25 protein-coding genes are annotated in these 24,925 nt (G+C 62.9%); 16 read left to right on the forward strand and 9 right to left on the reverse strand.

Annotation, left to right across the window (positions count from 1 at the left end):
- The first annotated feature begins 97 nt into the window (after positions 1–97).
- The 5 genes from V1273_RS01800 (at position 98) to V1273_RS01820 (ending at position 5,237) form a co-directional block, all read left to right on the forward strand.
- Entirely contained in the window at positions 98–1,255 is a 1,158-nt protein-coding gene (locus V1273_RS01800) for an ABC transporter ATP-binding protein (protein ID WP_334408523.1), read from the forward strand.
- A gap of 28 nt (positions 1,256–1,283) precedes the next feature.
- On the forward strand, positions 1,284–2,198 hold the full coding sequence (locus V1273_RS01805; protein ID WP_442894134.1) for a carbohydrate ABC transporter permease: 915 nt from the start codon (positions 1,284–1,286) through the stop codon (positions 2,196–2,198).
- Positions 2,195–3,031: a carbohydrate ABC transporter permease gene (locus V1273_RS01810; RefSeq protein ID WP_334408525.1), complete on the forward strand. Its 837-nt coding sequence runs from the start codon at positions 2,195–2,197 to the stop codon at positions 3,029–3,031. The genes V1273_RS01805 and V1273_RS01810 overlap by 4 nt, the downstream gene beginning before the upstream one ends.
- 30 nt (positions 3,032–3,061) lie before the next feature.
- Positions 3,062–4,336: an ABC transporter substrate-binding protein gene (locus V1273_RS01815; RefSeq protein ID WP_334408526.1), complete on the forward strand. Its 1,275-nt coding sequence runs from the start codon at positions 3,062–3,064 to the stop codon at positions 4,334–4,336.
- Between the two features lie 76 nt (positions 4,337–4,412).
- The gene (locus tag V1273_RS01820; protein WP_334408527.1) at positions 4,413–5,237 is read left to right on the forward strand and encodes a phosphodiesterase; all 825 of its coding nucleotides are present in this window, start codon (positions 4,413–4,415) and stop codon (positions 5,235–5,237) included.
- 34 nt (positions 5,238–5,271) lie between these two features.
- Here V1273_RS01820 and V1273_RS01825 read toward each other — a convergent pair whose 3' ends face one another.
- Positions 5,272–6,390 carry an amino acid ABC transporter permease gene (locus V1273_RS01825; RefSeq protein ID WP_334408528.1) on the reverse strand — a complete coding sequence of 373 codons (1,119 nt, stop codon included), beginning with the start codon at positions 6,388–6,390 and terminating at the stop codon, positions 5,272–5,274.
- Between the two features lie 4 nt (positions 6,391–6,394).
- Positions 6,395–7,582, reverse strand: coding sequence for an amino acid ABC transporter permease (locus tag V1273_RS01830; protein ID WP_334408529.1), 1,188 nt, complete (start codon positions 7,580–7,582; stop codon positions 6,395–6,397).
- A 146-nt stretch (positions 7,583–7,728) separates the two neighbouring features.
- Here V1273_RS01830 and V1273_RS01835 point away from each other — a divergent pair, with 146 nt between their 5' ends.
- The 4 genes from V1273_RS01835 to V1273_RS01850 are packed head-to-tail and all read left to right on the forward strand — an operon-like array spanning position 7,729 to position 11,679.
- A complete protein-coding gene (locus V1273_RS01835) occupies positions 7,729–8,604 on the forward strand; it encodes a MurR/RpiR family transcriptional regulator (RefSeq protein WP_334408531.1) in 876 nt (291 codons plus the stop codon).
- Positions 8,605–8,609: 5 nt separating this feature from the next.
- The gene (locus V1273_RS01840) at positions 8,610–9,959 is read left to right on the forward strand and encodes an aspartate aminotransferase family protein (RefSeq protein WP_334379546.1); all 1,350 of its coding nucleotides are present in this window, start codon (positions 8,610–8,612) and stop codon (positions 9,957–9,959) included.
- Positions 9,960–9,969: 10 nt separating this feature from the next.
- Positions 9,970–10,980: an amino acid ABC transporter substrate-binding protein gene (locus tag V1273_RS01845; RefSeq protein ID WP_334379545.1), complete on the forward strand. Its 1,011-nt coding sequence runs from the start codon at positions 9,970–9,972 to the stop codon at positions 10,978–10,980.
- A gap of 57 nt (positions 10,981–11,037) precedes the next feature.
- Positions 11,038–11,679 carry an arylsulfatase gene (locus V1273_RS01850; RefSeq protein ID WP_334408532.1) on the forward strand — a complete coding sequence of 214 codons (642 nt, stop codon included), beginning with the start codon at positions 11,038–11,040 and terminating at the stop codon, positions 11,677–11,679.
- 28 nt (positions 11,680–11,707) lie between these two features.
- On the opposite strand, the gene V1273_RS01855 is transcribed toward V1273_RS01850, so the two are convergent.
- On the reverse strand, positions 11,708–12,916 hold the full coding sequence (locus V1273_RS01855) for an MFS transporter (RefSeq protein WP_334408533.1): 1,209 nt from the start codon (positions 12,914–12,916) through the stop codon (positions 11,708–11,710).
- Between the two features lie 12 nt (positions 12,917–12,928).
- Positions 12,929–13,498 (reverse strand): hypothetical protein, encoded by a 570-nt coding sequence (locus tag V1273_RS01860; RefSeq protein WP_334408535.1) that lies wholly within the window; start codon positions 13,496–13,498, stop codon positions 12,929–12,931.
- Between the two features lie 332 nt (positions 13,499–13,830).
- On the opposite strand from V1273_RS01860, the gene V1273_RS01865 reads away from it, so the two are divergent.
- Complete coding sequence (locus V1273_RS01865) at positions 13,831–14,604, forward strand: helix-turn-helix transcriptional regulator (protein WP_334408537.1); 774 nt, start codon at positions 13,831–13,833, stop codon at positions 14,602–14,604.
- 118 nt (positions 14,605–14,722) lie between these two features.
- On the opposite strand, the gene V1273_RS01870 is transcribed toward V1273_RS01865, so the two are convergent.
- Positions 14,723–15,034, reverse strand: coding sequence for a hypothetical protein (locus V1273_RS01870; protein ID WP_334365986.1), 312 nt, complete (start codon positions 15,032–15,034; stop codon positions 14,723–14,725).
- A gap of 12 nt (positions 15,035–15,046) precedes the next feature.
- Between V1273_RS01870 and V1273_RS01875 the strand changes: the two genes are divergently transcribed.
- Positions 15,047–15,250 (forward strand): hypothetical protein, encoded by a 204-nt coding sequence (locus V1273_RS01875; protein WP_334365987.1) that lies wholly within the window; start codon positions 15,047–15,049, stop codon positions 15,248–15,250.
- 44 nt (positions 15,251–15,294) lie between these two features.
- Positions 15,295–16,992 (forward strand): methyl-accepting chemotaxis protein, encoded by a 1,698-nt coding sequence (locus tag V1273_RS01880; protein WP_334365988.1) that lies wholly within the window; start codon positions 15,295–15,297, stop codon positions 16,990–16,992.
- Positions 16,993–17,105: 113 nt separating this feature from the next.
- Here V1273_RS01880 and V1273_RS01885 read toward each other — a convergent pair whose 3' ends face one another.
- Positions 17,106–18,209: a transporter gene (locus tag V1273_RS01885; RefSeq protein ID WP_334408538.1), complete on the reverse strand. Its 1,104-nt coding sequence runs from the start codon at positions 18,207–18,209 to the stop codon at positions 17,106–17,108.
- A 389-nt stretch (positions 18,210–18,598) separates the two neighbouring features.
- Between V1273_RS01885 and V1273_RS01890 the strand changes: the two genes are divergently transcribed.
- Together V1273_RS01890 and V1273_RS01895 are read left to right on the forward strand one after the other, a co-directional pair.
- Complete coding sequence (locus V1273_RS01890) at positions 18,599–19,117, forward strand: copper chaperone PCu(A)C (protein ID WP_334408539.1); 519 nt, start codon at positions 18,599–18,601, stop codon at positions 19,115–19,117.
- A 640-nt stretch (positions 19,118–19,757) separates the two neighbouring features.
- Positions 19,758–19,982, forward strand: coding sequence for a hypothetical protein (locus V1273_RS01895; RefSeq protein WP_035726722.1), 225 nt, complete (start codon positions 19,758–19,760; stop codon positions 19,980–19,982).
- A 163-nt stretch (positions 19,983–20,145) separates the two neighbouring features.
- On the opposite strand, the gene fabA is transcribed toward V1273_RS01895, so the two are convergent.
- Entirely contained in the window at positions 20,146–20,676 is a 531-nt protein-coding gene (gene fabA, locus V1273_RS01900; RefSeq protein ID WP_334412151.1) for a bifunctional 3-hydroxydecanoyl-ACP dehydratase/trans-2-decenoyl-ACP isomerase, read from the reverse strand.
- A 233-nt stretch (positions 20,677–20,909) separates the two neighbouring features.
- Between fabA and V1273_RS01905 the strand changes: the two genes are divergently transcribed.
- Complete coding sequence (locus tag V1273_RS01905; RefSeq protein WP_334408540.1) at positions 20,910–22,217, forward strand: MFS transporter; 1,308 nt, start codon at positions 20,910–20,912, stop codon at positions 22,215–22,217.
- Between the two features lie 291 nt (positions 22,218–22,508).
- Here the strand turns inward: V1273_RS01905 and V1273_RS01910 are convergent, their stop codons facing one another.
- Both V1273_RS01910 and V1273_RS01915 read right to left on the reverse strand, forming a co-directional pair.
- Complete coding sequence (locus V1273_RS01910; protein WP_334379532.1) at positions 22,509–22,907, reverse strand: MAPEG family protein; 399 nt, start codon at positions 22,905–22,907, stop codon at positions 22,509–22,511.
- Positions 22,904–23,053: a hypothetical protein gene (locus V1273_RS01915; protein ID WP_334408541.1), complete on the reverse strand. Its 150-nt coding sequence runs from the start codon at positions 23,051–23,053 to the stop codon at positions 22,904–22,906. Before V1273_RS01915 ends, V1273_RS01910 begins: the two co-directional genes overlap by 4 nt.
- A gap of 550 nt (positions 23,054–23,603) precedes the next feature.
- Here V1273_RS01915 and V1273_RS01920 point away from each other — a divergent pair.
- Positions 23,604–24,884: a 2-hydroxycarboxylate transporter family protein gene (locus tag V1273_RS01920; RefSeq protein WP_334408542.1), complete on the forward strand. Its 1,281-nt coding sequence runs from the start codon at positions 23,604–23,606 to the stop codon at positions 24,882–24,884.
- Positions 24,885–24,925 lie beyond the last annotated feature (41 nt).

Consider the following 24,925-nt stretch of genomic DNA (forward strand, 5'->3'; position numbering starts at 1 on the left):
AGCTGGGGCCAAGCCCGGCGGTTCGTTCCATTGTGATACAACTGTCAAACAAGCCCTTTAGGACATCCGGTACCGCAGCCACGGATACCGGATTGAAATGGCCGAGATCGAGATTCGGGCGCTTCGCAAGGCTTTTGACGGCGCCGAGGTTCTGAAAGGCGTCGATCTCACGATTCAAGACGGGGAGTTCATCTCCCTCGTCGGCCCATCCGGGTGCGGCAAATCCACGCTTCTGCGCGTTATCGCCGGTCTCGAACCGCAGTCCTCCGGCGAAGTCCGGATTGATGGTGTCAGTGCCGACGGCATCAGGCCGAGCGCGCGCAATCTGGCAATGGTGTTCCAGTCCTACGCGCTTTATCCGCACCTGAGCGTGTTTGACAATATCGCCGTTCCGCTGCGGATGAAGCGCCTGTCTGCGCTGGAGCGGGCGCCGTTCGTGGGCCGGCTGATGCCGAGCCGCCGCCGCGCCGAACGCATCATTCGCGACGATGTCGAAAGGGTGGCCGAGCAACTCGAAATTTCGCCGCTGCTGAAGCGCAAGCCCGGGCAATTGTCCGGCGGTCAGCGCCAGCGTGTAGCCGTCGGCCGCGCCATTGTGCGTCAACCGCGTGCGTTTCTGTTCGACGAGCCGCTATCCAATCTCGACGCCAAGCTTCGCGTGCACATGCGCGCCGAGATTGCCCAGTTGCACCGTCAGCTCAAGACGACCTTCATCTATGTCACCCATGACCAGGCTGAAGCCATGACCATGTCGGGCCGGATTGCCGTCATGATCGGCGGCGAGCTCATTCAGGTCGGCACGCCCGCCATCGTCTATGACGACCCCTGCGATATCCGCGTCGCCGAATTCGTCGGAACGCCGAAGATAAATGCATTTCCCGGTCGTATCCGCAGCGATGGCCGGTTGGAGATGCTCGGACATGTTCTCCATGTGGCGACCGCGGCGCCGGAAGGAGAGTGCCGCATCTGCGTCCGGCCGGAGCGGATCGAGCTGGCTTCGCACGGATTGCTTTCCGGCACGGTCGTGCATCTGGAAAATCTGGGATCGGAAGCCTTCGTCCATATCGGCAGCGCGGGCACGGATGCGCCTGTGGTGGCGCGCGTCAACGACCCCAGCCAGTTGCCCGCGATCGGGACCACCGTCGGCTACGGCTTTGCGCCGGAGGCGGTTCGCGCCTTCGACGCTGATGGCAAGCGCATCGTGACTTCGGTCCCGTCGCGCGTCGAGCGGCCGCGGGAGATGGCCGTTGTCTGACGCCGCCACCGCGCTGCAGGGAGTGGCGATGGCGCCACGCGTCCCTGCGCGGGTGTTTGCCAGTTTCCGCCGGACAGGGCGATCGCAGGCAGCCTATGCGCTGGCCGCGCCAGCCCTCGTGCTGATGCTGCTGATGCTGATCGGCCCGCTCGCCGGCGTGATCGCGCTCTCGTTCACCGACTATCAGCTCGGCGCGCCTGCGTTCTCCTGGATCGGCCTCTCGAACTACCGGGAGATGTTCGCCGACCGGGTGTTCTGGATTTCGCTGAAGAACACGCTGACCTATGTCGCGATCGTAGTGCCCGGCGCGGTGGCGCTCGGGCTCGGCGTTGCGCTCCTGATCCAGAGCGGCGCCGGCCTCAAGAGCTGGTATCGCACCGTCTACTTCCTTCCTGTCATGGCGACGTTGATTGCGATGGCGATCGTCTGGGAATTCATGCTGCACCCGCAGTTCGGCCTGGTGAATGGACTTTTGCGCGCCGCCGGCGTGCAGGGCCATAGCTGGCTGCAGGATCGCGGCACCGCGCTTTATTCGCTGTGCTTGATCGGTATCTGGCAGGCCACTGGCTTCAACATGGTGCTGTTTCTCGCCGGCCTCGTCTCGATCCCGAAGCATCTCTACGACGCGGCCGAGATCGACGGCGCCGAAGGCGCGTGGTCGCGTTTCCGCCTGGTGACGTGGCCGATGCTCGGGCCGGTTACCCTGTTCGTGGTGGCGATCTCGGCAATCCGCTCGTTCCAAGTGTTCGACACCGTTCAGGTCCTGACTAAGGGCGGCCCCTCGAAATCGTCGGAAGTGCTGATCTACACGATGTATACCGAAGGCTTCGAGTTCTTCCGTTCCGGTTACGGCGCGGCCGTTACCGTCGTGTTCCTGGCCTTCGTGCTGCTGCTCACCCTGCTCAAATCGGCGCTCGGCAATCGGGAAGTGCACTACGCATGACGCCGCGGGCCCACATGCTTCTGTGGTCTGCGACCCGGCACATCGTGCTGCTGGCGGGAGCGCTGGTGATGCTGACGCCGTTCATCTGGATGGTGTCGACCGCGTCAAAACCTCAAACCGAGATTTTTTCATCCGATCTGCACTTGATCCCCTACCACTTCGCGCTGTGGGACAATCTGCTGATAGCTTTCGCCAAGGCCGATCTATGGCGCTATCTGCTCAACGGCTTGATCGTCACGGCCTCGATCTTCGGCCTTCAGGTGCTGGTCGCCCTGCCGGCCGCCTACGCCCTCGCCAAATTGCGCTTTCTCGGCCGTGACGTGCTGTTCGCGCTCGTAGTGTTTTGCATCCTTATTCCGCCGCAGGCGACCGCGATCCCGGTCTTCCTGCTGCTGCATAAACTGGGTGTTCTCGATAGTTATGCGGCGCTGGTTCTGCCGTTCACGATCTCGGTGTTCGGCATTTTCCTGATGCGCCAGTTTTTCAAGACCGTGCCCGACGACCTGATCGACGCCGCGCGAATGGACGGGATTTCCGAGTTCGGCATCGTCTGGCGCGTGATGCTTCCGACTGCGATTCCGGCGGTGACCGCGTTCGGCATCTTCTCGGTGGTCGCGCACTGGAACGATTATTTCTGGCCGCTGATCGTGCTGAACAGCGAGCATTTGCAGACGCCGCCGCTTGCGGTCGCGCACTTCCGCAACAATGAGGCCGGAACCAACTACGGCCCTCTGATGGCAGCGGCGATGGTCATCATCGCCCCGCTCGTCATCGCCTTCCTGTTCGCCCAGCGACGCTTCATCGAAGGCATCACGCTCACCGGCATCAAGTAACCGAGTTTTTTCAAACCTCAGGAGACGACAATGTTCAGAACATGGATTGCCGCAGCCGCCCTTTCGCTTGCCGCCGGCCTCGCGCATGCGCAGACCGAAGTCGTCGTTCAATACCCCTATGCCGAATTGTTCGAAGGCACGCACAAGCGCATCATCGAGGAGTTCGCCAAGGTGCGACCGGACATCAAGGTCACGCTACGTGCGCCCTATGATTCCTACGAGGAAGGCACCCAGAAAGTGCTGCGCGAGGCGGTGACCAACCAGATGCCCGACGTGAGCTTCCAGGGTCTCAATCGCATCCGCGTGCTGGTCGACAAGAACATTCCGGCCGAACTCGACGGCTATATCGCGGCCGAGAAGGATTTCGACAAGCAGGGCTTCCATCAGGCGATGTTCGATATCGGCACGGCGAGCGGCAAGGTCTATGCGCTGCCGTTCGCGATTTCGCTGCCGATCGTCTACGTCAATCTCGATCTGGCGAGGAAGGCCGGCGCCGACCCGACCAATCTGCCGCGGACGTGGGACGGGCTGATCGATCTCGCCAAGAAGATCAAGACATTGGGCCCTGATATCAACGGCATCACCTATGCCTGGGACATCACGGGCAACTGGCTGTGGCAGGCGCCGGTGTTTTCGCGCGGCGGCACCATGTTGAACGCGGAGGAAAACAAGGTGGCGTTCAACGGGCCGGAAGGCCAGTTCGCGATCAGGACCCTGGCGCGCCTTGTCAGTGAAGCCGGCATGCCCAATCTCGACCAGCCGGCGATGCGCGCGACCTTTGCCGCCGGCAAGACCGGCATTCACGTCACCTCGACCTCCGACCTCAACAAGACCACGCAGATGATCGGCGGCAAGTTCGAGCTGAAGACCCACACGTTCCCGGACGTGGCATCGCCGAACGGCCGGTTGCCGGCCGGCGGGAATGTCGTGATGATCTTGGCCAAGGATAAGGCCAAGCGTGACGCGGCCTGGGAGGTCGTGAAATTCTGGACCGGCCCGAAGGGCGCTGCGATCATGGCGGAGACCACCGGCTACATGCCGCCGAACAAGGTCGCCAACGACATCCACCTGAAGGATTTCTACGTCAAGAATCCGAATAATTACACAGCGGTCAGCCAGCTCGCGCTGCTGACCAAATGGTACGCCTTCCCCGGCGACAACGGTCTCAAGATCACCGACGTGATCAAGGATCATCTCAACTCCATCGTGACGGGTGCTCGCACCAAGGAGGCGGAAGCCGTGCTCGCCGACATGACGAGCGACGTGCAGAAGCTGCTGCCGAAGACGGTAGGTTCGGTGCGTTGACGACAACTGCCTTACCAGGAACCGCTGCGGCTACCACGCCACGCCGCGGCGGTCGCTAGCAGGGAGACACGGTTCGATGAAATTCGTCATTCTCACCGACACTCATTTCGTCGCCCGTGGCCGTAAGCTTTACGGGCTGGATCCCACCGAGCGGCTTGGCGCGGCGGTCGAGCGGATCAATCGCGATCACCCGGATATTTCCTTCGTGATCGTGACCGGTGACCTTGCCCATTGGGGCGAGGACGCCGCTTACGAAAATCTCGCCTCGGTCCTGGCGCGGCTGAAGGCGCCGACCATCCTCTTGATGGGCAATCACGATAAGCGCGGTCCGTTTGGCCATTTCTTCCCCGGCGTGCCGCGCGACGAATCCGGCTTTGTGCAGTCCATTCATTTGTTCGATGCTGCCACGATCGTCACGCTGGATACGCTGAACGAGGCCGCCCCTGATCATGCCGGATGGCTGTGCGAGGCGCGGCTCGCCTTCCTCGAACACGCGCTCGGCTCGGCACCTGCCGATCGCCCGCTTTTGCTGTTTCAGCACCATCCGCCGTTCGATGCCGGGTTGCGCTACATGGACAACATCAAGCTCGCCAATCCCGAGGCCGAATGGGACGTGATCGCACGCACGCGAAAGCCGGACTATCTGTTCATGGGCCATCTGCACCGGCCGATCTCGGGCGTCTGGCGCGGCATCCCCTTCCACATCCAGCGCGCGCTATCGCATCAGGTGGCGTTCGACCTCGATACGGCGGATCACATTCCCGGGTCGCACGAACTGCCGGACTATTCGCACGTGACCGTCAGCGCCGGGCAGGTGGTGATTCACCAATGCTCGTTCCTTTACGATGGACCGCTGTTTTCGTTGCAGGACCGCGCCGCAATCGAATGGACCGACCGATAACGCCGGGTAAGGCCAGGCACGCCGCGATCGGCCGTCAGCCCGGCCGGGACTGCGCTTCCAGTTGCCGGCTGTAGCGCGACATAGCAAAGCAGAACGCGAAATAGATCAGCCCGACGAACACGTAGACTTCAACGCTGAACTGCTGCCAGGCGGGATCGATGATGGAGGTCTTCGCCGTCGTCAGCAGGTCGAAGATACCGATGATCAGCACCAGGCTGGTGTCCTTGAAGAAGGCGATGAACGTATTCACCAGTGGCGGGATCACATGGCGAATCGCCTGCGGCAGGATGATCAGGCCGTTCTTCTTCCAGTAGGTGAGTCCGAGCGCGTCGGCGGCGTCGTGCTGTCCTCTCGGAATGGCCTGAAGGCCGCCGCGGATGACTTCGGCAAGATAGGCGCCGGCGTACAGTATGAACGCGATCTGCGCCCGGAGCAGTTTGTCGATGTTGACGCCGTCGGGCAGGAACAGCGGAAACATCACGCTCGCCATGAACAACAGGCTGATCAGGGGAACGCCGCGGATCAACTCGACATAGAGCACGCAGAGCGACCGGATCGCAGGCAATTTTGAACGGCGGCCCAGCGCCACCACGATCCCGAGCGGGAAGCCGAACGCCAGCCCGAACGTCGCCAGGATCAGCGTCACCGGCAGCCCGCCCCAGCGATCCTGTGAAACGTAGGACAGCCCGAAGACGCCGCCCCACATCAAGACGCCAATCAGGACCAGCGCCGCCGCCCACACCAATACCAGTTCCTTGCGCCACCAATTGCGCCGGCTCGACACCCAGAACAGCGCAATGAAGGTGAGGCACACCAGCGCCGGCCGCCACTGCTCATTGAAGGGGTAAGTGCCGAACAGGATGAAGCGATATTTTTCAGGGATCACAGCCCAGCAGGCGCCGAGCCCACGGATCGACCGGCAGGGGCCGGTCTGGTTGCCGGAAACGATCCAGATTGCATTCCAGTAGCCCCACTGCACCAGGCTGACGAACGCCTTGGCGAGCAGCGCGATCAGGAGCACGGAAATGATGCTTGACGTGACCGAGGCGAACAGGTTCGCGCGCAGCCACCGGATGGCGCGACCGGCCGGTGTCCTGCGGGGTCGCGCGTCGAAGGGAAGCGGATTTTTCGGAGCGTCCGTGATCGACGTCATGGCATCAGCGCTCCACCAGCGCGATGCGCGCATTGTACCAGTTCATGAACAGGCTGATGCCGAGGCTGATGGTGAGGAACACGGCCATGATGAGCGCGATGGCTTCGATCGCCTGTCCGGTCTGGTTCAGCGTGGTATTCGCGATCGACACCACGTCCTGATACCCGACCGCAACCGCAAGCGAGGAATTCTTGGTCAGGTTCAGGTATTGGCTGGTCATCGGCGGAATGATGACGCGGAGCGCCTGCGGCAGCACGATGCGCTGAAGCACAAAGCTACGGCGCAGGCCGAGCGCATTCGCGGCGTCCCATTGGCCCCGTGGAACAGCCTGAATGCCGCTGCGCACGATTTCGGCGATGAACGCCGAGGTGTAGGTGACGAGCGCGATCAGCAGCGCAAAATATTCCGGTGCGAGTGTCAGTCCGCCGACAAAATTGAAGCCGCGCAGTTCGGGCAACGTGATGGTCCATGACGCGCCGAGGCCAAACGACACCAGCGCCGGCAGGCCGACGAGCAGGGCCAGCGCATAGGGCCAGAGCGGACGCGCCTTGCCGTCCGCCATTTGCCGCGCCACTAACTGCCGCCGCAATAGATACAGGGCGCCCAGGCCGGCAGCGGCCGCAGCGATGACCCACAGATTTGCTTCCTCGATCGGAATCGCTGGCAAGACCAGGCCTCTGTTCGACAGAAAGACGCCTTCGATCGGCTTCCAGGCCGCGCGTGCCGCCGGAAGTCCCTGCATCAGCACGTACCAGAACAACAACTGCAGCAGCAGCGGAACGTCGCGCAGCACTTCGACGTAGACCGCAGCCAGCCGCGACAACAGCCAGTTCGACGACAGCCGCGCGATGCCGATCAGCGTGCCAAGCACGGTCGCGAGCACGATGCCGATGACCGCGACGCGGAGCGTATTGACGATGCCGACGATGAAGGCGCGGGCGTAAGGATCCCTGGGGCTATAGGCAAGCCAGCTATCCGCGATCGGCATTCCGGCCTCGCGGCCGAGAAAGGCGAAGCCGGTCGAAATCCGGCGCACCGACAAATTGTGCAGGGCGTTGGACCAGAGCCAGCCAACGATCGCGACCGCGATGGCTACCACCACGATCTGCCAGACGAGGCCGTTGATCTGCTGGCGATTCAGGCGGAGGCGCATCCGCCAGCGGCGAGGGAATTCGGGCGTGGATGTCGTCACAGCACAAGGATCCTCGACTTAAGCGGCGATGACTTTGAGCAACGATGTATTGCAGCAGCGACCTTCCAGTAGCGATCTTCGGCGATGGGCCCGCAAGGCGCATTTCAAATGTTGCACCAAAATGAATTCTGTGCAACATATGTTTCATGGCGCAGCTCCGGCCGAAATCCTCGCCGCTGAACGATTTGTGCAGTGCGCTGCCATCGTTGCCGATGCGGCTGCAGCAAGTCGGCCGGTTCGTTGCCGCCAATGACTATGACGCCACCACGCGCTCGATGCGTGATCTCGCCGCCGAGGCCGGCGCCGATCCCGCCGCTTTCACCCGGCTTGCAAAAGCGCTCGGCTATTCCGGATGGGACGAATTGCGCGCCGCGCTGACCGAGGCCCGCCGGCCCGCGCAATCTTCGCCGTTTTCGGGTCGCGCCAAAGGCGGCGGGAAAGGGCCCAACGCCGAGATGTCGCTGGTCTCCGACAAGCTGGAAGCCGAGGCGGCAGGTCTTGCGCGCATTTCGGCCGGCTCGGTGGCCAACGCGGCCAAGGCTCTGCACGCCGCGCGGCGCATCTGGATCGCCGGCTTTCGGAGCTGCCGCAGCGTTGCGGAATTGCTCAATTATCAGCTCCGCCTGTTCCGGCCGGACGCGGTGCATCTGGTCGGCGGCTCGGGTCCCGAAGATCTCGATCTGGGCGCGTTCCATAGCGGCGATGCCGTCGTCGTTATCGGGTTTGCGCCCTATTCGAGGGCAAGCGTTTTGTCGGCGCGGGTGGCCCATGATTCCGGCGCCACGCTGGTTGCGATTGCCGATACGATTACGGCGCCGATGGCGGAGGGGGCTGACCATCTGTTGCTGTACGAGGCCGCCGCGTCGCCGGGATTCTTTCCGAGCCTCACCGGCGCCATCGCCATCGCACAGTCGCTGGCCGCCGTGACCTTCGTGCTGGGCGGCGCCGGCGCCAAGCGGCGCCTCGAAGAGACCGAAGGCCGGTTGGCCGCGCTGTCGCAATATGTCGCGGAGAAAGGTTGATCGCCATGGGAGCCAGCAAAAGCCGGTTGCTGCACCGAAGCCTGCGTGAAACGCCGCCGAAGGCCATCGGCGGCGATGGCGTCTGGCTGGTCGCCGAGGATGGCAGACGGATTCTGGATGCTTCCGGTGGCGCGGCCGTCTCCTGCCTCGGCCACCAGCACCCTCGCGTGCTCGAGGCCATGACGCGGCAGGCATCGAAGCTGGCCTTTGCCCATACCGGGTTCTTCTCGTCGGAGCCCGCCGAAGCGCTGGCTGAGGCGCTCGTTGGCGACGAGCCCGGCGGCCTGGCCTACGCCTATCTCGTCAGCGGCGGGTCGGAAGCGATCGAGGCCAGCATCAAGCTGGCGCGGCAATACTTTGTCGAAAGCGGCCAGCCGCAACGCCAGCGCTTCATCGCGCGCCGCCAGAGCTATCACGGCAATACGCTGGGCGCGCTCGCCGCCGGCGGCAACGCCTGGCGGCGCGAGCCCTACGCGCCGCTATTGTCGTCGGCCTTCAGCCACGTGACGCCGGCGTTCGCCTATCACGAAAAACGTGACAGCGAATCCGAGGCGGATTTCGTGGCGCGACTGGCGGCCGAGCTCGAAGCCGAATTCCAGCGCCTTGGTCCGGATACAGTGGCGGCATTCATTGCCGAGCCGGTGGTGGGCGCCACCGCCGGATGCGTGCCGGCGCCGGAGGGATATTTCCGCGCCGTCCGCGAGATCTGCGACCGGCATGGCGCGCTCTTGATCCTAGACGAGGTGATGTGCGGCATGGGCCGCACCGGCACGCGCCACGCCTGGGAGCAGGAGGGCATCGCGCCCGATATCCAGACCATCGCTAAGGGGCTTGGCGGCGGCTATCAACCGATCGGCGCCATGCTCGCCGGCGGGCGCATCGTCGATACGATCCGGGATGGCTCGGGCGCATTCAAGCACGGCCACACCTATCTGGCGCATCCGCTCGCCTGTGCCGCGGCGCTCGAGGTGCAGCAGGTGATCGATGATGAGCAACTGCTCGACAGGGTCAAGGATCTTGGCCGCCAGCTCGAACGGCGCCTGACCGAGCGTTTCGGCAATCACCGCCACGTCGGCGATATCAGGGGGCGGGGCCTGTTCCAGGCCATTGAGCTCGTCGCCGATCGTGCCGCCCGCGCGCCGTTCGATCCTGCGCTCAAGCTCCACCAGCGGATCAAGGCCGCCGCGTTCGAAGGCGGCCTTGCCTGCTATCCCTCGGGTGGAACGGCGGATGGCCGCAGCGGCGACCACGTCCTGCTGGCGCCGCCCTATATCGCGACATCAGACGATATCGACATGATCGTCGACCGGCTGGGTCACGCCGTCGACTGGGCCTTGAAGAGTGTTGGTCATTAGGAGGAGCAGAATGAAGAGAATCATCATCGCTACAGGCTTGCTCGCCGCGTCGGGCTTGATGGCGCAAGCCGCAACGCTCGATACGGTCAAACAGCGCGGCACGCTGGTGTGCGGCGTCAGCATCGGCTTCGCCGGGTTCTCCACCCCGGACTCGCAGGGCAATTACAAGGGGCTCGACGTCGACTATTGCCGCGCCTTGGCGGCCGGTGTGCTCGGCGACGCCAGCAAGGTGCGCTATGTCGCGCTCACGGCGCAGAACCGCTTCACGGCTTTGCAGTCGGGCGAGATCGACGTGCTCTACCGCAATTCGACGCAGACCTATCTGCGCGGCGCAACACTGGGGCTGCGGCAGGGGCCGGTCAATTTCTACGACGGCCAGGGTTTTGTCGTAAGGGCCGACGCCGGCGTAAAGGACCTCAAGGGCCTCAATGGCGCCACCGTCTGCGTCGCGCAGGGCACGACCCATGAAGTGACGCTCGGCGACTACGGCCGCGCCAACGGCATCGAATGGAAACCGCTCGTGTTCGACCGCACCGATACCATGTACCAGACGTTCTTTGGCGGGCGCTGCGATGCCATGACCCAGGACGCTTCCGCGCTCGCCGGCGCGATCACCACCGCGGCTTCCAATCCGGCCGACTACACCGTGCTGCCGCAGACCATCAGCAAGGAGCCGCTCGGGCCGTTCACCCGCAACGGCGACGACGTGTGGACCGACATCATCGCCTGGCTTCACTATGGCTTGATCGAGGCGGAAGAGCTTGGTGTCACCGCTGCCAACGCCGAACAAATGGCAAAATCCAATGTGCCGGCCATCCAGCGGCTGCTCGGTACTTCGGGCGAGCTCGGCTCGCGATTTGGCCTCGACAACAAATGGATGCTGCAGGCGATTAAGGCGGGCGGCAATTACGGCGAGATCTTTGAGCGCAATGTCGGCAAGGCGAGTCCGCTAAAACTCGATCGCGGCCTCAACGCGACCTGGACCAAGGGCGGCCTGATGTACGCTCTGCCGTTCAAGTAGTGACACGTTGCGGCGCGGCGGGTTGACACAAGTCGCGCCGCAGCCAGACTGACCCATATGCGCATTACCCTGATCCACGCCCTGAAACACTCGATTGCGCCGATCGAGGCTTCCTTCGCCAGGCTTTGGCCGGAGGCCCGCCTGATGAATCTGCTCGACGACAGCCTGTCGGCCGATCTGGCGCGTGACGGCGGGCTCACCGACGCGATGACCGCGCGTTTCCTCCAGCTTGGATGCTACGCCGTCGGTACCGGATCGGATGCGATCCTGTTCACCTGCTCGGCGTTCGGTCCCTGCATCGAAGCCGTCGCACGGGCCCACGCCCCGATGCCGGTGCTCAAGCCCAATGAAGCGATGATCGAGCAGGCCGTCGCGCGTGGCCGCAGGATCGGGCTGTTGTCGACGTTTCCGCCGACGCTCGCCTCGATGCCGCCGGAGTTTCCGTCGCAGGTCGAGCTGGTGCCGATACTGGCGGAAGGCGCGTTAGCCGCGCTCGATCGCGGGGATCGCGCGACCCATGACCGCCTGGTGGTGGAAGCATCGAGGAGCTTGGGCGACTGCGACCTGATCGCGCTCGCCCAGTACAGCCTGGCGCCAGCGGCAGACGCGGTCGCCGAGGCGACGGGACGGCCGGTGCTGACCACGCCCGACAGCGCGGTGCAGAAACTTATGAAGATGCTCGGCGTGGACCGAACCTAGGCTTCTTCCTCGTTTGGCGTCTTTTCGGCTAGGCTTGCTCAACGTCATCTCTTGCCGCGGGCCGCTGGCCAGCGGCAAATGCTGCTCCAATCGCAGCAACAAGCAGAGCGGCTCCTCCCCAAGCGAGCGCATCCGCACCGAACCAAGTGATCAGGCCGCCACCGAAGGCGCTGCCGAGCATTTGCCCGAAATACGTGGCGGACAGGTTCAATGCCGCCGAGGCTGAAGCCAGTTCCGGCGCCAGGAGCACCAGCCGTGCCTGCTGAGACGGATGAATAGCGAAACCGCCAAGCCCCCAGATCGAGATCGCCAGCATCGTAGTCACCAGCGAGCCGTATGCGATGGGCCACATCGCAAACGCTGCAATCATAAGGGCAAGGCAAACGCCAACCACACGTCCGGCGCCAATGCGATCAATCACGCGGCTCGCGAAGTAATTGCCGGCAAGCCCCGCTACTCCGAACCAGCCGAACAGAAGGCCAATTCCCGTCGCATCGATGCCCAGGCTGTCCCTGAGGATGGGAGCCAGGTAGGTATAGAGTGTAAATTGACCTGCACACTGGAGAGCCGTGGTCAGCAACAACCATAGAATGACTGCGTTGCCCGCCAAAGACCGCCATGCGTTCCAGTCTACCGGTGTATTCGGCAGTTTGGCTGAAACCGTGAGCGCGACCCACGCCGCGCTCGCGAACGACATTGCGCAGACAAGGCCGAGCGTTACGCGCCAGCCAAGAACCGCTCCGAGTGCGTTTCCTGCAGGTATCCCGATCACGATCGAGAGCGTGAACCCGAGAAACATCGTGGCGATGGCTCTTCCGCTCCGTCCGGGCGGAGCTGCAAGACCCGCGGCAGCGATCGAGTGCGGAGTGGCGACCGCGGCAGCAAGGCCTGCAAATATGCGCGCCGCTGCAAGCGTGCTGTAGGTCGGCGCCACCGCCGCGGCAAACTGCAGGACTCCAAACAAGCCAAGTCCCGCCGCAATCAAGTCCCGCCGACCAAATCGCCTCGTAAGAGGTATCAGCAGCGGCGCCCCGACCGCGAGCGCAAGCGAGTAGGCGGACATCAACTGTCCCGCACCTGCGACTGACGTCCCAAGCTCCCGCGCGATTTCGTTGAGCAGACCAGTCACCGCGAAAGCGCCGATCCCCACAACGAAGTAGCCGAATGCAAGAGCTGCGGTGGATTTTGGTTCTGCGCACACGACCTCACGTAAGCTCCGGATGTGGTCGCTGGACACGCCGGCAGCCGCTCACATGCGGCGCGCACGAATATCGACTTCCTTCCGCCAGTTTTCGTGGTCCAAACTCCGCTCCGCCGTCCAATGAAAAGACGCCGGTTCAATTTCGGAAAAGGTCCAGCGCATCGAGCCGCCTCGTGGATCCGGACCTTCCTGCACAATATCTCGGTCTCGTGCGCGGCCGATCTGTTGCGTGAAAACGTCGGTCGCAGGGTCATTCCATAGAATGCGCCAAGCATCGAGATTCGGATCGTAGATGCGCAGCGTCGTTCCGTACCAATTTCCTGCCCCGGGGAGCTGTTCAATACCCGGGCGCCGTTGCTCGAGGCGCGGGATCATCCAAACGTCCTGTATGGCGCGGCCCTGCAATATCCAGCCTGCGTGAATCTCGCCGCGACCGGCATAGGTGGACCCGTCCTCAAGTATTGTGGTGACGTCCATCTCCCACTGACCGACGAGCCACGAATACAGTTCTAGCTTGGCCTTGCGCTCTGGATCCGGGCCATCGGCGTGGAGCACGCGAGGAAATGATGTGGTAAGCGAGCTTGGCGCTTGCGCATTTCTGGTGTGCGCAGATGTCATCGTAGCCTCCTCTGACTCTAACGATTGGCCTAACAGTGGGCCTCGATCCGATAATCCATCGGGATAAATCAAAGGTCGCCGCATGGAACTTGCTGACTGTCACGGGCCGTGCCGCGAAACTGAAGCGCAAGCCTGAGGCGGGATCCGGATCGACCGGTTGGCCCTGCAGATGTGGCGCGGCGCCGGTTTTCGCTTGGGAAAAATTGCTAAATATGGTGGGGCTGGCCGGAACAGCCCGTTGCCCGCTCTGTTGGAGAACCCGAGACCGAATTGTGCGTTCTGGTGTTATGGCACTCAAGATTCAGGTATTGGCGTCTGGCCCCGGTTGGAGCGTGCGCGACGTGGTCTGCGACTTCGGGCCGCACGACCACTCTTTCGTCGAGCAGCATGCCGAAACGGCAATCTCGCCAGTGGCGCAAGGAAGCTTTCAGTACCGGACGCAGGTTGGAGCCGCGACGCTCGTGCCGGGATCGCTTCTGCTCGGCAATGCCGGCAGTTGCTTCGAGTGCGGGCATGAGCATGCGCAGGGCGACCGGTGTCTCGCGTTTCATTTCGCGCCAGCATTCTTCGAGAGCATTGCCGCAGGCGTGCCGGGCGCACGCAGGACTACATTCGTCCATGCCGGCTTGCCTCCGACAAACGAACTCATTGGTCTACTCGCCGATGCTGAAGTCGCCCGCGATCAGCGCGACGGAGCAGCTCTTGAGGAAATCGCGACCCGACTTGCCGGCGCCGTTTTGATGATGACCGCCGACAAAGTCGCGCCTATCCGCACTCCAAGCGCGCACGATGAGCGGCGGATTACCCGGGCGATCCGCCGTATCGATGCACAACCAGATGGAAGGCTAGGGCTCAACGCGCTTGCCCGCGAAGCTGCAATGAGTCCCTATCATTTTCTGCGCACGTTCCGGCAAGTAGCCGGAATGACGCCGCATCAGTACATTCTGCATACGCGGCTCCACCGCGCTGCAAGGCGGCTCCGCGAGAGCTCGGATCCGATTTCCAGGATCGCTTTCAAGGCTGGCTTCGAGGATCTGGCCACTTTTAACCGGCGATTCCGCCGACTGATCGGTACAACGCCGAGCACCTACCGCGCGGTCAGTTAGACAGTCACTGCGGCGAGCTCGAATAGAGAGCAGGTTCTTGAGCACTTTGCTGGCAGGATCGCTATTGTAACCGCTGCAACAAGCCGCATCAGAAGGCGATGCTTGGCACCGATCGCGGCTAGGCCTCTTTCTTCTTGGCCGGCTTTTTCGCCGCCTTCGCCGTCGCTGCTTCCTCGGCCGCGTTCCTGATCGCCCGCGCGTAACTATCGGCGGTGTTTTGCGCCGAGTTTTGCAGCCGCTTGGCCGCGGCCGTGCCGAGCTCCATCGTGCTCTTGGCGATCAGCCGGAATTGGTCCCGCGTCTCCTTGTCCTTTGCCTTGGCCGCGCGGGCCATGATCTGGTCGCGCCGCTTCTTCACGGCTGCCATCAGGCTCTTGTTCTGCGCTTTTGCGATTTGCCGGATGACGACGTCGAGATCGGCTTCAGCCATTATGAGTCACTCTTGCCGCACCATGCCACCGGTCAGGGTGCGCTGATGCATTGGCGCATTACGGTTGATGAAGGAACAGGCAACATTGTGTCGCCCCGGCGTGATGATTTCAAGCGCGATTTGGCAGCGGTGCGGCGTGACGGCTTGCTCAACCTTGAAGCTGACGCACAAAGCCGGGCGTCATGCCGGAAGGATCCGCCGATAACCGTCGGTTAACGTTGTGTTGCTACGCATTCGCAACCGGCAGGAAAGGCAAGCGGATGCGAAACCTCACCGTCTATCAGCGCTTTGCGATGGTCATTGCGGCGCTGACGATCGTGCTGCTGGCCGTCTCCGCCTTGCAGATCCTGGTGCTGCGCGATGCGGTCCTGGCCGAGCGGCGCACCACGGTCCGCAATCTTGTCGAGTCCGCGACGAAGATCCTCGCCCAGTACGAAGGTGAGGCCAAGGCCGGCAAGATCGAGCCTGACCGGGCGCGTCAGATGGCCTTTGCTTCGATCGGCGCCATGCGCTGGGGTGAACACGCCGACTACATCGGCGTGTACGGCACGGGAAGCGCCGATGCCGGCGTCACCTATGTGCACGTCAATCCGAAATACATCAACGTCAACCGCTGGGAGTTCAAGGACAAGAGCGGCAAGCTGTTGATCCAGGATATCGTGCGGACCGCGCGCGCCGGCGGCGGCTTTGTCGAGTATCTGGCGCCCCGCTCCGCCGGCGGAGCCGAACTTCGTAAGCTCGCCTATGTCGGGGCGTTTGGCACAGGCGACAAGCTTCTCGCCATCCAGGCCGGCGTTTATGTCGACGACATCGACGCGGTGGTCTTCAGTCGGATGATCTGGGCTGGAATCGCCGGGCTGGCCGGACTGGCAATCGCGGCCTTCTCTGCATTCTGGCTCGGCCGCGGCATGGTCGTCCCGCTCAACAGAACCTGCTCGGCGATGGACGAACTGGTCAAGGGCAACCTTGCTGCCGAGATTCCGTTCGTCGACCGGACCAACGAGATCGGCCGGATTGCGCGAAGCCTCCAGGTCTTCAAGGATCATCTGGTGGAAACCACGCGGCTGCGCACCGAACAGGAAGCGATGAAGACGCGTTCCGCCGAGGAGCGGCAAGCGGTTCTGTCCCGCATCGCCGACGAATTCGAGCGTAGCATCGGCGGGGTGATCCAGGGCACCGCAACGGCCGCCGACGAATTGCAGAATTCGGCTTCGTCGATGTCCACGATTGCGGTGGGAACGACGGATCAGAGCGCGAAGGTCGCGGCCGCCGCCGAGCAGACGGCGTCGAATGTCCAGACCGTTGCTGCGTCAGCGGAGGAGCTGTCGTCCTCGATCCAGGAGATCGCGCGGCAGGTTACCCAATCTTCGTCAATTGCCCAGAATGCGGTCGGGCAGGCCAACCGGACCGAGGCCATGGTCGGCCGCCTGGTCGAGGCCTCGCAAAAGATCGGCGAGGTCATGGCGCTGATCCAGACCATCGCGGGACAGACGAACTTGCTGGCGTTGAACGCGACCATCGAAGCTGCGCGGGCCGGCGAGGCCGGCAGAGGCTTCGCCGTCGTCGCCAACGAGGTGAAGGCGCTGTCGGCGCAGACCGCCAAGGCTACCGACGAAATCACCAGCCAGATCCAGGAAATCCGCGATGCGACCGGTTCGACGGTCAATGCAATCCGCGAGATCGGCACCACGATCGGGCAAATGAACGAGATCGCAGGCTCCATTGCGGCCGCCGTCGAAGAGCAGGGCGCTGCGACCAACGAGATCGCCCGCAGCGTCCAGCAGGCGGCGCAAGGCGCCCAAGAGGTGATGCAGAACATCACGGGCGTGCGCGAAGCTTCGAGCAAGGTCGACGCTGCCGCGAGCCTCGTGCTTAATGCCGCCGGTCAACTGACGTCGCAATCCGAGCAGCTCAAAACTGAAACCGGCAAATTCCTCGGCAACGTCCGGGCCGCGTGACATCTCGCGTCAGCCCTTCCGCGTTTGAAAGGGACTTGCGATGATCAGTCGCCGAGCCGCAAATTGAGCTCGCGCCCGAGCCACTCGCCTCGATCGGCCAGCGGCGTCAGCGTTCAGTTCAGCCGCGCGCTGATCCCCGTGAGCACGCGATAATCCGGCTTGGATTGAACGCCGTTGTGCTGGTTGATGACCGGCACGCCGACGGAGACAAAGCCGGAGAAGCGATCGAAGCCCACCCGCACGCCGGGCGAGAGATAGACCGTGGTGCCGCCCGAATTGGGGTCGGGAATGCCGGCGATGCGCTGCTTGTCGTGCCACTCGCCATTGAGCTCGAGAACGAGGTCGAGCGTATAGGGCGTCTTCTTCATGTCGCTGTGGTCGTGGTTGGCGTGATAGAGGCAATGCTCCTGCAATTGATTGCGCGGCTGCATGCAGTATTCGTGCAGCTCCACCTCTTTCGCGGATCCGGTTGGCCCGACCAGGCGATACGACACGGCGGTGCCGAACAAAAAGCGGTCGCCGAGATTGGTGTCCTGCGTGCCCGTGCTGATCAGGTAATAGAGGCCGCTCACGTCGAACGACCAGCGGCCAGCGCGTTTGGTCAAGGCGGCGCCGAACAGGCCGTCCCAGGACCCCGAGCCCGGCTGAAACTCGGCCTGAAAAAGCTGACCGGCGGCGTCACGCTGGTTGGTGCTGCCGGTCGGCGCCTTGAAGCCGAACAGCACGGCGGCCGACGTTCCGCTCTGCGCGTTGCTGTGGAAACGATACTGCCCGAGCATGGTGACGTCGCCGAACCCCGCCGAATTGCCGCGCCGGTTGATGCCGTCGGGGCTCATCAGGCCGCTCATGTCGCTCGCATCCATCATGCCCATATGGCCGCCGCTCAGCATGTCCTGCCCGGGCTCACGGATATCCGAGCGGCGGACGCCGGCCGCGCGAACGGCAACGGTCAGGTCGTTGGTGATGCCGTAGGCGACCGAAAGCGAGACGCTGTCGATCGAGCGGATCGAATGCGCGTGCGTGCCCCGGTTTGCTGCGGCGAGCAGGTCGGCATCGCTGAGTTGGCCCAATCGGATGAACTCGTAGCGGATGGATGCGGCGATCAGTCCTTCGGAAAGCGTGTCGGCCGAGATGGTGTTGATGGGCCCGCCGCTGCCGGTATTGCCCCCGCCGCCGGGATGATGCGCTTCTGCGGGAGCGGTGAGAAAAAGTATCATGGATGAAAAGATGCCGGCCGCCGGCCGTCGAAGATACGCACACACATACGCCCCCTGTACTCACTGTCTGGCGATTAGCCATCGCAATCGGGCGCGAGATTGACTGGATCTTGCGAGAAGCGCGGCTGGCTGGCGACCGAAGCGAAGCGGAAAAGCGAGCGCGTCATCGCGGGCGAGGCGTCTGTGTGGCTGTCGCGTGTTGGGCGAATGGCGAGAGAGGCGCAATCGTTTGCTTGGTTGTATGTCCGGGGTCGCTCGCGTCACAGCGCAGTGGCCGCAATCACGTCCGGCAGCGGCCGTAATCACGGCGAGCGCCAGCCGTAATCGCGTCCGATTGATTCTCTACATGCTTCTCTGTCCAGCGCGCGTATCGGAGTAGGACAATAATTATGACAACTATCGTCAGAGATATCTTTGTGTTTGTCACCGCGGCTATTTTTGTCGCAGCGAGTTTGCTCATTGCGAGCGGTGCCGGCGCGCACGAGTACAAGGTCGGCGCGCTCGATATCGGTCATCCCTGGTCGCGCCCGACTCCCAAGGATGCCAATATCGCGGGCGGCTATCTCACCATCACCAACAAGGGAAAGACTGCGGATCGTCTGATCGGCGGCACGTCGCCCGCGGCAGGCCAGATCGAGGTGCACGAGGTGGTCGATGTGGACGGTATGGCGAAGACACGGCCGCTCGCGAACGGTCTCGAGATCAAGCCCGGCAAGACCGTGGAGCTCAAGCCCGGCGCCTATCGCATCCTGCTGATGGGCCTCAAGGAGCCGTTCCTGATCGGCCAGAAGGTGAAGGGCACGCTGGTGTTCGAGAAGGCCGGGCCTGTCGATATCATCTACAACGTCGAGGAGAACGTCGGAGCCGCCGTCAGTGGCGTCAATGGTGCCGCACACAAGCACCATTAAGGTACGGCTTCACATCATCGTCGGATGAGTATCAACACCGCGCCTAGGTGTGTCCTGACCACCAAACGTGTGCCCAAGTAGTCGCGCGATGATTGCAAGTTGCGGCTTCGTCGCGCGTCCGGCGTCTCCCCGACGGACCAGCAGTAGCGCTGGTTGAAGTGTCATCGTGGGCAGTGATTTCTTGCAGTCCGAACTCCTCATTTTCAGGTCGATCGAATGTCAGTCATCACTGCAAGCGAGCCGCAACCATCGCCGCGAGGAGAGCGGGCAAGACTGCCGTCCGCGGCCGCACTTCTGTCTGCATCACTTCTCGGCCTCGGGCTGGCCTACCTCGCCTGCGCCCTGCTGATCCCGGCGATAGCGCGCGAGGGGAGCACTGTGTCCCTTATTTCGGCTGGCAATCGTTCGGAAGGGGTTCTCTGTTCGAATAGCAATCCCTCGACCTCGCCGCAGTCAACGCGCACAGCCCAGATGAGTGAAGCGGTCGAGCGTGCGGACTCCGGTGGGGCCGCACCGTCGGCCGAGCATCCGCCGTCAACAGTTCGGAAACCACACGCGCTCTCTTCCAGTCCCGCTAACTAATCGAAAATCGTTCTGCCGCAAATTCGTGCCCGGGAAAGGGAATGGGGAGATCCAAACAATGAACGGGCTGGCCATCATGGAAAACGTTCGCCGCTACCGCACAATCGCATCGTTGTACCGCCAGACCGCGGCCTTCCGGCCGCTTCATAGCGGTTCCCTGCTGGCGCAAGCCAGGGAATGGGAGCATCGCGCCGTAGCGGAGCTGGAAGCCTATTATGAGGCTTTCTGTCAGGCCGCTTCCGGCAATACGCCAACCCACTCCGCAAGCTGCGCGGTGAACTGACGGCGGTGCGCTCCGGGAGTTAACGAATTCAGGCGGCGTGGGTAAGATCCATTTACCTTCGCCGTCCCAGATGGGTAACTCGATCGATCCAACTGCCATCCTCGACAGTGATACGATCGAAATTTACGGTGGCCCGCTTGGGGCTTCTTTCCTGGGTTGCATATCAGCTCGCCGACGCTATCAGTCCGACCCGCATATCCCTGGCGACATAGACGCATGTATCGTCGGCAAACACACGTCCGTTCGCAATCGCAACCGCCAGTTTGCCGCGCCTGACGTGGCGCATGCTGACCTCGTATCGCACGCGCCTTGTGTCCGGCTTGACACCGCCTTGTAGCTTGACCTCGCCAACGCCGACCGCGCGTCCTTTGCCTGGGGAGCCCGACCAGCCAAGCCAATAGCCAATGACCTGCCACATGGCGTCGAGACCGAGGCAGCCCGGCATTACCGGATCACCGGCAAAGTAGCAGTCAAAAAACCAGAGGTCCGGCGTGATATCGAGCTCGCCGATGACATGGCCTTTGCCGAATTCGCCGCCGTCTACGCTGATCTCGATGATGCGGTCCATCATCAGCATGGGCGGTGCCGGGAGCTGAGCATTGCCCGGGCCGAAATAGCCGCCTTCGCTCGACTTGAGCAGATCCTCTCTTGTGTAGGACGATTGCGGAGCGTGAAAGTCGCGCGGGTTGGACACGGCCATGTCACCTCTGACGATGTTTAGCGGGCGGTTGTCAAATGTGCTTTCCGTAGCCTGACTTCAAGCCAAAGTTTCCGCCGCATGCCTTCGGGTCGCGCTCGATGGCCGGCAATGGTCCACGCGGCGGCCCATCCGATACGCTGGGCGCGAAACTTCTTATGATCTACGGTCTTATCAACACATCGTAGATTCAATGAAACTGGACTCTGGTGACTGTTGAGTCGATCCGGATGCCGAAGACCTTGCGCCCGATCGTGTCGTTGCTCCTGGGGCTGGCGTTCCTGCTGGCGGGCAGCGGCTTGCAATTCACGTTGCTGCCGTTGCGCGGCAGCGCGGAAGGTTTTGACGATCTTGCGCTCGGTGTCATCAGCTCGGCCTATTACGTCGGCTTCGTCAGCGGCTGTCTGCTCGCGCCTTATCTGATCCAGCGCGCCGGACACATTCGCGCTTTTACAGCGATGGTGGCGGTGGCGGCAGCCGTGGCGCTTGCCCACGCGCTCGCGCCGGTGGTCGTGGCCTGGATAGTTTTCCGCGGCGTAACCGGCCTCTGCCTCGCAGGTCTCTACCTGGTGGTCGAGAGCTGGCTCAACGATCGCGCCTCCAACGAGACTCGCGGGCTCGTGCTGTCGGCTTACGTGGTGGTCAACTACGGCGCCATCACATTTGGTCAGGCCCTGGTAACGCTTTATCCGATCGCTGAGGCTGGGAACTTCATGGTGGCTGCCATGCTTTCCTCGTTGGCCATCGTTCCGGTGGCCCTGACCCGTGCGGCGCAACCAGCACCGATTACCACCGTCAGCCTTCGCGTCGGACAGCTATACCGCGCGGCACCCGTCGCGCTGGTCGCAAGTTTCATGATTGGCGCAGCTAACGGTGCATTCTGGGGCCTTGCGCCGCTGTCGGCCGCCGGCAGCGGCCTCAGCATCGATCAGGTGGCGCTGTTCATGAGTACGGCAGTGCTGGCCGGAGCCATCGTCCAGTGGCCGGTAGGCCGTCTGTCCGACCGCGTCGATCGCCGCCTGGTGCTGCTCGTTCTCTTGATCGGAGCCGCCGCCGCGGGCATTGCCTCGTGGCTGATCTCCGCATCCGGAATGATGCTGCTGCTGTTCGGTATCCTCTTCGGGGCGCTCGCGCTGCCCGGCTATTCGCTCGCTGCGGCTCATGCCTATGACAAGACCCCAGCGAGTGATGTCGTACCGATCGCCGCCACGATCCTGCTCACCAACGGCCTCGGTTCAGTGGTCGGACCGCTCATTGCCGCTGCCTTCATGTCGGCGGAAGGGCCACGCGCCTTGTTCCTGTTCACCGCGATGGTCCAGGCGTTGCTTGCGGCCTACGTTTTGTATCGGACGCAGGTGCAGGTCTCGCTCGCTTCGCCACAGAAGACCGACTTCGATCTTGCCTCGACAGCACTCGTGGGTACGGTGGTAACGCACGATGCACTGGACCCGGCCGATCCCTCGATTATTATCCCGGAGGCCTATGCGCGCGCGCCCATGCAAGCCAATGCCAGATCGACTCCATCGTCGGAGAGCTGACCTTGGGCGGGCTCGCCGGTTGACGCGGCATCATGAACGACAAGGCCTGCTGGTCGAGCCGCACGCTTTTAGCGGAGGCGCAGCGTGAACTTGGCCGGTAGAGCCGCGACTATCTCGTCGCACGCGTGCGCCCGGCAACAGTGCGCGCGCCACGGTCGATGGAGAGGGCACTATTGCTTCGCCGTGGCGCTATGATGGCGCAGCAAATTCGCTGATGGTGTACGCTGTTGCGCGCGGCGATGCGCAGGGTGCCTACGCAAAAGAAGCCCGCATCCGGTGCCGTCGGGCGCTTCAGCGCGGCACGAAAGGCGCTGCCAGGACCGCGAGCATGCCAAAGGCGGCGATGTTCCAGAACAGCGAGCGGATGAGCGGTATTCCGGATATATAAAGCGCGGTGTAAGCGATGCGCCCGCAGATATAGGCAATCGATCCCCAATGGGTCAGCTCATTGTGAACGCCCGCCGCCTGAACAGTGAGAACCGCCGCGGCAAAGAACGGAAACGTCTCCATGTAGTTGCGGAAGTTACGATTGATGCGCCCGGGGATGGGCGTGAGCGGCGGCATCTCGACGTCGCGCGGGCTCGCGGCCCATTTGAGGCCGTACTGCGCGTTTGCGGCCTGCGCCGCAGCGACGAGCTGAAGGAAGCCCCAAAGAGTTGCGGTTGCCAGCACCATTAGCTCGAAGCTCATGCCCATCCTGTGTCCTCTTTCAAAAAGGTGCGGCGGGCTTTCAACATTCCCGCGTTACCCCGCACTCCAAACGCCATGCCGAGGGCCCCGTCGACCATTTGCGCGACAAAGCCGATCGCGATCAGAGTGAGAAACTGAATGTCCATCGAGGGGCAATCCCCGGCCTGGGTCCCGCGTGGTCACGTGTTATAGAGGAGGCGCGCCTCTCTCGTCAGGTGTCGATGGCGCCTTTGATACGTTTTCGCGCAAGCGGCGGTTCGCACAGAAGCGTGCCGGTGGCGCTCACCACGGCATTCGCAAGGCAGCCGCGATTGCGGGGGAAACGCTTGACCGGGACGTATATCAGACATCAGACGGACGTCGACGTACCCGGCAGCCAGCTAGCGAAACAGCGGGATCGAACAGGTGCTCCAGTCGTGGTGGTGATCCAGGTCTGCTTCGGCGTGGCGCACCCGACACGATTCGAACGTGTGACCTTTGCCTTCGGAGCAAGATAACGTGCCCATCCGAAAAATGCGATAGGGCACGCTATGCTACTATCCATCTGAAGCAACTGGATATTCTCAACAACACGAGCGGCGTTCCTATCCGAAAACCCGCACTGATTTTTCTCCCGCGTGCTTACGCACTGCTTACGCGGCTTGTGCAGGCTGTGGCGCTTGTGCCTTATGATGGCCAAGAGCGCAGGTGGCCCCGATGCCCGAGTTCAAAAAAAGTGCGATATCCAGCACGGCAAGTTCGCATCGGTGGATGGCGCTAAGTACGCGTCTCCTAAGCGCTGTTGTATTAGCGCTCGTTGTTGGCGTCGTTGCGGCTGTCGCGGATTCGGCTGTGTCTGTGGGCAGCCTTGGCGCCGCTCTCGCGATTGTAGTTCTCGGCGCCTTCGTCTGCACGGAGTTCCGCCGCGTTTCGTGGCTACGCTTGATCGGCATTGACACCGCGCTCTGCCTAGTCGTCCCATCGCTGCTTGCAGACCTTTCATGGGTGCCCCGAAACACGATCGGGTCGCTGGGCGCCGCCATGGAGCGTTTGGACGTCGTGGGATGGGTTATCAGCGTTCTTGTTCTCGGCGGCTGCGTGCAGGTCGACTGGAAAATCATGCGGAGCATGGCCATGAAGCTTGGCGTCCCGGTCTTCTGCGGAAGCCTCGCGGCATTGGCGGCGACATGGGGTTGGGCGGCCCTATGGGCGACGGATTTCTCCAGTGCGTTTTTCCTGCAGGTGGCACCGATGATGGCCGGTGGGTTGACTGCTGGAGCGCTGCCGCTTGCGACGGGTTACGCCAACCAATGGGGGCAGATGCAGGGGGCGCTGCTGGCCCAGATGCTTCCTTCGCTGCTCGTCGCCAATCTCCTGGCGATTGCCGTCGCGGGGATAATCGGCATGATCCGTCCGGCCGATGGGGTCCGGGGCGCCGCCGCTACATCGGCCGCCGCGGAGTCTGTCCGCGCCGGCGATATCGGCATGGCGATCGGCGCCATCATCGCGCTGTATGTCTGCGGCGCCGTGGTTTCGCATTGGTTCGGAGTTTCCAGCCCCTTGGTCGTGATCCTCGTGGGCATGACGGCCAGCGCGCTGGATGGTATACCGGCACCCGTTGTGCGCGGAATGAAAGCCGTCCAGAACTACTTCACGTCCTACCTGCTCTTTCCCGTGTTGTGGCTGGTCGGCCTGATGCTCGTGCCTTGGGAATACCTCGTGGCGGGCCTTGCAGCGCCCCTCCTGAGCATGGCGTTCGCAGCGGTCCTGGCTCTTTCCGTTACCGGTTATCTCGTCTCGAGATGGATGGGGCTGAACCCGGCCGACGGCGCAACGATCACGCTTTCAAGGGTAGCCATGGGCGGAACTGGCGCCATTGCGATCCTCAGCGCAGGAGATCGCGTGAACCTCCTACCCTTCGCGCTTCTGGTGACTCGCCTCGGCGGAGCGCTGACCGTGTTGCTCACGTTGCAGGCCGCGACTGTGCTACAACCTTGACGAGGTAAACCGAGACGCACGCGGGCGCGAAAAGGGGGCAG

The organism is Bradyrhizobium sp. AZCC 1721 (genome assembly GCF_036924715.1).
Classification (GTDB): domain Bacteria; phylum Pseudomonadota; class Alphaproteobacteria; order Rhizobiales; family Xanthobacteraceae; genus Bradyrhizobium.

Excerpts from the sequence above, each read along its gene's own strand:
- V1273_RS01810 (WP_334408525.1), top strand. The coding sequence starts at position 2,195 with ATGACGCCGCGGGCCCACATGCTTCTGTGGTCTGCGACCCGGCACATC.
- V1273_RS01910 (WP_334379532.1), bottom strand. The coding sequence starts at position 22,907 with ATGAGCTTCGAGCTAATGGTGCTGGCAACCGCAACTCTTTGGGGCTTC.
- V1273_RS01820 (WP_334408527.1), top strand. The coding sequence starts at position 4,413 with ATGAAATTCGTCATTCTCACCGACACTCATTTCGTCGCCCGTGGCCGT.
- V1273_RS01920 (WP_334408542.1), top strand. The coding sequence starts at position 23,604 with ATGCCCGAGTTCAAAAAAAGTGCGATATCCAGCACGGCAAGTTCGCAT.
- V1273_RS01915 (WP_334408541.1), bottom strand. The coding sequence starts at position 23,053 with ATGGACATTCAGTTTCTCACTCTGATCGCGATCGGCTTTGTCGCGCAA.
- V1273_RS01860 (WP_334408535.1), bottom strand. The coding sequence starts at position 13,498 with ATGACATCTGCGCACACCAGAAATGCGCAAGCGCCAAGCTCGCTTACC.
- V1273_RS01890 (WP_334408539.1), top strand. The coding sequence starts at position 18,599 with ATGACAACTATCGTCAGAGATATCTTTGTGTTTGTCACCGCGGCTATT.
- V1273_RS01895 (WP_035726722.1), top strand. The coding sequence starts at position 19,758 with ATGAACGGGCTGGCCATCATGGAAAACGTTCGCCGCTACCGCACAATC.
- V1273_RS01905 (WP_334408540.1), top strand. The coding sequence starts at position 20,910 with ATGCCGAAGACCTTGCGCCCGATCGTGTCGTTGCTCCTGGGGCTGGCG.
- V1273_RS01850 (WP_334408532.1), top strand. The coding sequence starts at position 11,038 with ATGCGCATTACCCTGATCCACGCCCTGAAACACTCGATTGCGCCGATC.
- V1273_RS01880 (WP_334365988.1), top strand. The coding sequence starts at position 15,295 with ATGCGAAACCTCACCGTCTATCAGCGCTTTGCGATGGTCATTGCGGCG.
- V1273_RS01825 (WP_334408528.1), bottom strand. The coding sequence starts at position 6,390 with ATGACGTCGATCACGGACGCTCCGAAAAATCCGCTTCCCTTCGACGCG.
- V1273_RS01870 (WP_334365986.1), bottom strand. The coding sequence starts at position 15,034 with ATGGCTGAAGCCGATCTCGACGTCGTCATCCGGCAAATCGCAAAAGCG.
- V1273_RS01845 (WP_334379545.1), top strand. The coding sequence starts at position 9,970 with ATGAAGAGAATCATCATCGCTACAGGCTTGCTCGCCGCGTCGGGCTTG.
- V1273_RS01805 (WP_442894134.1), top strand. The coding sequence starts at position 1,284 with ATGGCGCCACGCGTCCCTGCGCGGGTGTTTGCCAGTTTCCGCCGGACA.
- V1273_RS01800 (WP_334408523.1), top strand. The coding sequence starts at position 98 with ATGGCCGAGATCGAGATTCGGGCGCTTCGCAAGGCTTTTGACGGCGCC.
- V1273_RS01815 (WP_334408526.1), top strand. The coding sequence starts at position 3,062 with ATGTTCAGAACATGGATTGCCGCAGCCGCCCTTTCGCTTGCCGCCGGC.
- V1273_RS01840 (WP_334379546.1), top strand. The coding sequence starts at position 8,610 with ATGGGAGCCAGCAAAAGCCGGTTGCTGCACCGAAGCCTGCGTGAAACG.
- V1273_RS01835 (WP_334408531.1), top strand. The coding sequence starts at position 7,729 with ATGGCGCAGCTCCGGCCGAAATCCTCGCCGCTGAACGATTTGTGCAGT.
- V1273_RS01885 (WP_334408538.1), bottom strand. The coding sequence starts at position 18,209 with ATGATACTTTTTCTCACCGCTCCCGCAGAAGCGCATCATCCCGGCGGC.